This window comes from Clostridium sp. UBA1652 (assembly GCF_002320975.1).
GTDB classification, from domain to species: Bacteria; Bacillota; Clostridia; order Clostridiales; family Clostridiaceae; genus Clostridium_T; species Clostridium_T intestinale.
Window position 1 is genome coordinate 26,551 of the sequence record NZ_DCLI01000071.1, and the last position, 5,730, is coordinate 32,280.

A 5,730-nucleotide genomic window follows, 5' to 3' on the forward strand; every position below is an offset into this window, starting at 1 on the left:
CACCTTGCTGCTGTAGAGGCTTCTTCCCAAGCCTCATTAGATTCATTAGATTATTATTATGTTTAATAAGAAGTTAAGCACAATATTACTGTAGAGACTTCTTCTCAAGTCTCATTAAATTCATTTCAATATTATTTTTAATAAGAAGTTAAGTACTTAAGTAGAAAAATAGAAAAGTACCCAAAAAACAAGAGGAATAAGATAATAAACCTATAAAAAAAGAGCTGTGCACTAATTATTTAGCGACAACCCTCTTGTGATGTGTTATACTATCTTCATATTTCTTCATATCCTATTGTAAAGTGAAATAATTCATAAATATTTGCTAAATTAGCTTTACCTTAGATATGTTTTCTTTTACTATGTGGTACGAGAGGATTTATATGATGTCAAACCAGTTTAGGTAACATTTAGTAATTTTCTTGACTGATTTTACCTATCATTATTACCATATTATTCAAGAAACAGCCTAATTAGTTAAGACATATCTTTGACAGCCTAAAGGTTGCAGGGATAGTTGAAATGTTTCAGGATATTCAAATCTTTTTCCAAAGTATTGTAATTATAGCGTATAAAAGAGCATCTTTCAATTGGCAATGTGACAATTAAAGGATACTCTTTTTATTATTTAAACCATTTTAATTGCAGTATGTTTTCCTCTATTTTTTTAATAATATTTTGCTTTAAATGATAACTCCAACCATAATAGTAATTAATGTTATTGACCTAAAATCGCTTTTAAATCTTCTTCAGGGGTTGAAATAGGTTTTAAACCAAATTTATCAACCAATACTTGCAATATATTTGGTGTAATAAATGCAGGTAGTGTTGGTCCAAGACGAATATCCTTAATGCCCAAAGATAATAACGTAAGAAGTATGCCAACTGCTTTTTGTTCATACCAAGAAAGGACTAATGAAAGTGGTAACTCATTGACTCCACAGTTAAATGCTTCTGCTAACGCAACCGCAACCTTAATAGCTGAATATGAATCACTGCATTGGCCACAATCAAGTACTCTTAAGCTATCATCAATCGTACCTGCTAAGCCTTTGTAAAAGAAATTATTGACTTCATCCTCAAATTTGCCGAGTATATAAGCATGATGCGCATATGCAGCCTTTCCTTTAAATGCGTATATTAACAATTCCCTTAAAGAACGTATATCCATATCTAATTTTTCATCAGACATAATCCCTATATTTTTAGCATCTTCCACCATTTCTTCCATCGTATTTGGTGCTCTGTAATTTGCCGCTTTAGGTACATTTTCAATTTCACCAACTGCATTTTTAAGTTCGTCTTTTATTTCTTCGGCTTTTTTAATATACTCAACAAATCTAGTCGGATCAAAATTAACATTAGTAAGAGTAGAAAACATAGTATCTACCACAAACTTATTGATTTCACTCCTAATTTTTAACCCTTTCTCCAAATTTTTTTGACCGTAAAAACCAATGCCTTTCAATTCATGAATAAGTACATCTTGTAAATTGGCAACCGTAGGATTTTTACCACATACACCTGATTTTACACAGCCTTTAGCACCTAATGTTTGCTCACACTGATAACAGAACATTGAATTTTCCATAATAAACCTCCTAATATTTTGGGATAGATATATTATTTCCAGACTGAATAAAATTTATTATAAAATGTCAAACCCCCGCAATAATGCTGCAGAGTTCAGTTCGTATTTGAATAAATAAATCCTGTATACCTCTAATACACCTAAATAATATTTACTCCCATTATAAATATAACCCCATCAATGAATTTTATGATGAGGCAATACTTATTAGCTATTACATTGTTATTCAACTGTTATTACAGATACAGGACAACCGTCTCTTGCTTCTAATGCTGAATTCTCTGCATCTAATGGTATAGAATCAACATAAACTTCAGCCGGACCATCATCACCCATACGAAATACTTCTGGACACACAGACACACAAAGCCCACAGGAAATACAACCGTCTCTATCAATTTCTGCTTTCATTTCATTCACCCTTTCATATTTTTACATTTTGGGAGCTGGTGCTTTTACAACAATAAGCTCCAATGTTTCATGATGCAAATTTTTCACATTCATCTTCGTTTGAAACGGTATTTTCAATAAAGTACCTGCCTCATACTCATGGATCTCCTGATCATTGAGTCCTATTGAAAGCTTTCCTCTAATAACTGTCATATAAACGTTTGAATTAGAAAAATGCTCAGGAAGCCCTTCATCTTTATTAAAAATCATGTGAAGATAATGCACATTTTCGTCGAATACAACTTTCTCAACAGCCTTTTCATTACCTCTAGCCAGTTCAAATATCTGTTCAATCAAGATTTAACACCTCCAACTCAATTATTATTTCAATATATTTAGCAATTAATACTACAAATCGATTTATATTCATTATACTGTTAAACTTTGCAAAAGTATGTTGCAAATGCAACGTAACTTATTATTTTTTGCAATAATCAATATTCGCTTTATAAGTATGTGCTTAAAGATGAAGATAATTTTACATATGCTTTAATATTTTTATTTTTCGGTTATCAATGCTAATAATGCCGTCAAACTGCATTTTTTTTAATTCTCTAAAAAGCGAAGGGCGCTGTACTCCGAGATAATCGGCAAATTCCTTTTTGCTGAAAGGCAAATACACTGTTTGCGAATGTTGAACAATTGATTGTTGTAATAAATACTCATAAATATTCTGGCGAAGTGTTTTTCGTGAAAACATGGCAATTTTGTGATTTAGTCCAAGAGAATTTTGCGATAGAGATTTTACATATGACATTACAAAATCATAATTGTGAAGTAATGTTTCTACAGTTGTTTTTTCTATATGAATAAGCTTACATTCGGATGAACAATATATGCTAAGAGGGTAGATATTATGGGTGGCAAATAACAGATTTGCACCAATAATACTATCCTTTTTAAATTCAAACATTATTGTTGAAGAACCACTCTCAGTAAGAGAGTAAGCTGTAAGACTGCCTGTAACGACAATATCAAGAGAATTACATAAACAGCCTTGATTATATAAGGTTTCCCCTTTTGCATACTTTTTAATTTTGATTTGACCTTGGGAAACGAGTAATTCAATATCAGTAACAGAGTTCAAAATCGGAACACATTTTATAAAGTCAATATCTTTCATACTATGCCCCCTTTTTAATATTATATCAAAAAGAAACATTGGTGTCTATTGTCTCATATAAAAATCACTTATAATCGGATTATCAAATAACAAAGGGGGATTTTAAATGGATATATTCACTATAGCAATATGGATAGGAACAATTATTTTTCTTATTTTTTCTCTGGTAAAAAACAAAGAAAAAACAAAAAATGCACTTAGAATGGCTTTTGGTATGGGAAAAAGTATGATTCTCAGTATATTGTCAATTATTTTACTAATAGGTCTTGTTTTAGCGTTACTTCCACCTGAACAAATTGCAGGATATGTTGAGAATCAAAATGTTTTAATTGCTACTATCGTATCTGCACTGTTTGGGACAATTACTCTTATTCCTGCTTTTATTGCATTTCCTCTTGTTGGAACACTTATTGGTGCAGGTGTTGGGGTTGTCCCTTCTATTGCTTTTTTAACAACATTAACTATGGTTGGAGTTGTTACATTTCCACTTGAAAAAAAAGAATTCGGAATAAAATTTACAATTGTCAGAAATGGACTTAGCTTTGTATTTGCTATAGTTATAGCACTTGTTATGGGGGTGATAGTATGATAAAGATTACAAAAATACTTAAAGAAAATTTATTTACAGCAATAATTATTATTGCATACGTATTAATATTTATTCTTAAACCTGAAACTGGTATGACTGCGGTAGGCAACAGTGGGTACTATTTAAAAGAAATGCTTATGATTATGCCAGTTATTTTCGTTTTGACAGCCTTGCTTGATGTATGGGTGCCAAAAGAAACAATAATGAAATATCTTGGTAAGCAATCAAAATTTAAAGGCACTATTCTATCATTCCTTCTTGGAGGAATATCTGCCGGACCTATTTATGCTGCTTTCCCAGTTTGTATTATGTTGCATAAAAAAGGAGCATCAATAAAAAATATTGTCATAATACTCAGTTCTTGGGCGGTTATAAAAATCCCTATGCTTCTAAATGAAATAAAATTTTTAGGAATTGAATTTATGGTTGTTCGTTGGATTCTCACTGTTATTGCCATTGTTATTTTCTCATGGATAACTTCGAAAATTGTTAAAGATGAAGATATACCAAGCGAGTCCACACCTGAACAAGAAGGGGTAATAATAAATCGAAATGCTTGCATGGGTTGTTCTCTATGTGTAAAAAACTATCCAGAACTTTTTGAAATAAGTAATAAAAAAGCACAAGTTAAAAAATACGATTTAATTCTTGATGATACAAAACTTAATAAAGCAATTGATAATTGTCCTGTTAAAGCTATTGGCTTTTATAAAAGATAAACTGATAAAAATCTGCTAATATAATCTAAAGTAAGAATTAAAGCTACGATTTCATATCGTAGCTTTAATTCTTATAAAAATATATTTTAATATATAATCCAAAATAGTAATTCAATCATCCGTTTATTTACTATTGTCTTTAAATGCTCAGCACGAGTGCATTCGATAGAGTTGCTATAAATTCATCAGTTATGCTTAATATTATCCCTAAAATTTTAATATAGGGTGATTTGTTTATTTGGCTCACCCTATATCTCCACATCAATCTCCATCCCAGATTTAAAGGCAACAGTGACTCTTTCATCATGCACTGTAATTTTCTCTATCAGCTTGCGAACTATCTGCTCGTCATACTCTTGTATAATACCTTTCTGCTCTTTAAGGAATTTTGTCATTTCAGCCATTCTTTGTTTCTGGCTTGCAAATCCTGTATTCTTAGCCAGTGCAGTCTCCTTCTCATCTCGAAGTCGGTAAATCTCATTGACAAGAATGGTGTAATCTTGATTGTTATTTGCCAGCTTGAGCAGTTCCTTTTGCAGCTGTTCCAATTTCCGTTCAACCAGTTCTACCTCACTGCCATCGACCTGGTTCATGACTACTGCAATGTTTCGATTTAGAATATCCATAAATTGTGTCTTAGATTCAAAAACGGAATTGACTGCCTGCACCACAACGTTCTGCAAATCTTCTTCCCGCATGGTTCGTGCAGGACAATCCACAGCTGTTTTGTCAAGCCTGCTTGCACATCGCCACACGATGGATTTGCAACCGTGGTTATTCCAATGAATTCTTCGAAAGATATCCCCGCAGTGTCCGCAGGTAACAATGGTTGATAAAGCATACTTGCTGCTGTAAATTCGTTTTTTACCACTATCACCACTTTTGATGTTAGACCTACGTTCCATCTCTTCCTGAACCTGCATATATAAATCCCGTGGTATGATGGCATCATGATTGTTTTCCACATAATACTGGGGAACTATACCATCGTTCTTTACCCTCTTTTTGCTAAGGAAATCTACCGTATAAGTTTTCTGTAAAAGAGCATCGCCAATATACTTTTCATTCTGAAGTATTTTTTTGATGGTTTCTGGTCTCGACTTTTCTTTTCCAGCAGAGGTTAAAATATTATCTGCCATCAATCCTCTTGCTATCTCTATAAGACTTGCTCCTTCCAAATACTCACGGTAAATTCTTTTTACAACTTCCGCACCATTCGGCTCAATAACTAAATGCCCTTTGGTCTTATGTCAATATT

At 32.4% G+C, this 5,730-nt stretch carries 7 protein-coding genes; 2 read left to right on the top strand and 5 right to left on the bottom strand.

Annotation, left to right across the window (positions count from 1 at the left end):
• Positions 1-718: 718 nt before the first annotated feature.
• The 4 genes from B3N22_RS14535 to B3N22_RS14550 form a co-directional block, all read right to left on the bottom strand.
• Positions 719-1,591: an anaerobic carbon-monoxide dehydrogenase catalytic subunit gene (locus tag B3N22_RS14535; protein ID WP_286908266.1), complete on the bottom strand. Its 873-nt coding sequence runs from the start codon at positions 1,589-1,591 to the stop codon at positions 719-721.
• A 222-nt stretch (positions 1,592-1,813) separates the two neighbouring features.
• Entirely contained in the window at positions 1,814-2,002 is a 189-nt protein-coding gene (locus B3N22_RS14540; RefSeq protein WP_286908268.1) for a ferredoxin, read from the bottom strand.
• Positions 2,003-2,023: 21 nt separating this feature from the next.
• Positions 2,024-2,338, bottom strand: coding sequence for a cupin domain-containing protein (locus B3N22_RS14545; protein WP_286908270.1), 315 nt, complete (start codon positions 2,336-2,338; stop codon positions 2,024-2,026).
• Positions 2,339-2,519: 181 nt separating this feature from the next.
• Positions 2,520-3,164, bottom strand: coding sequence for a Crp/Fnr family transcriptional regulator (locus B3N22_RS14550; protein WP_286908271.1), 645 nt, complete (start codon positions 3,162-3,164; stop codon positions 2,520-2,522).
• A gap of 106 nt (positions 3,165-3,270) precedes the next feature.
• Between B3N22_RS14550 and B3N22_RS14555 the strand changes: the two genes are divergently transcribed.
• Positions 3,271-3,753 (top strand): permease, encoded by a 483-nt coding sequence (locus B3N22_RS14555; protein ID WP_286908274.1) that lies wholly within the window; start codon positions 3,271-3,273, stop codon positions 3,751-3,753.
• On the top strand, positions 3,750-4,472 hold the full coding sequence (locus tag B3N22_RS14560; protein WP_349676638.1) for a permease: 723 nt from the start codon (positions 3,750-3,752) through the stop codon (positions 4,470-4,472). Before B3N22_RS14555 ends, B3N22_RS14560 begins: the two co-directional genes overlap by 4 nt.
• A 248-nt stretch (positions 4,473-4,720) precedes the next feature.
• On the opposite strand, the gene B3N22_RS14565 is transcribed toward B3N22_RS14560, so the two are convergent.
• The gene (locus tag B3N22_RS14565; RefSeq protein WP_286908278.1) at positions 4,721-5,698 is read right to left on the bottom strand and encodes a recombinase family protein; all 978 of its coding nucleotides are present in this window, start codon (positions 5,696-5,698) and stop codon (positions 4,721-4,723) included.
• Between the last annotated feature and the right edge of the window lie 32 nt (positions 5,699-5,730).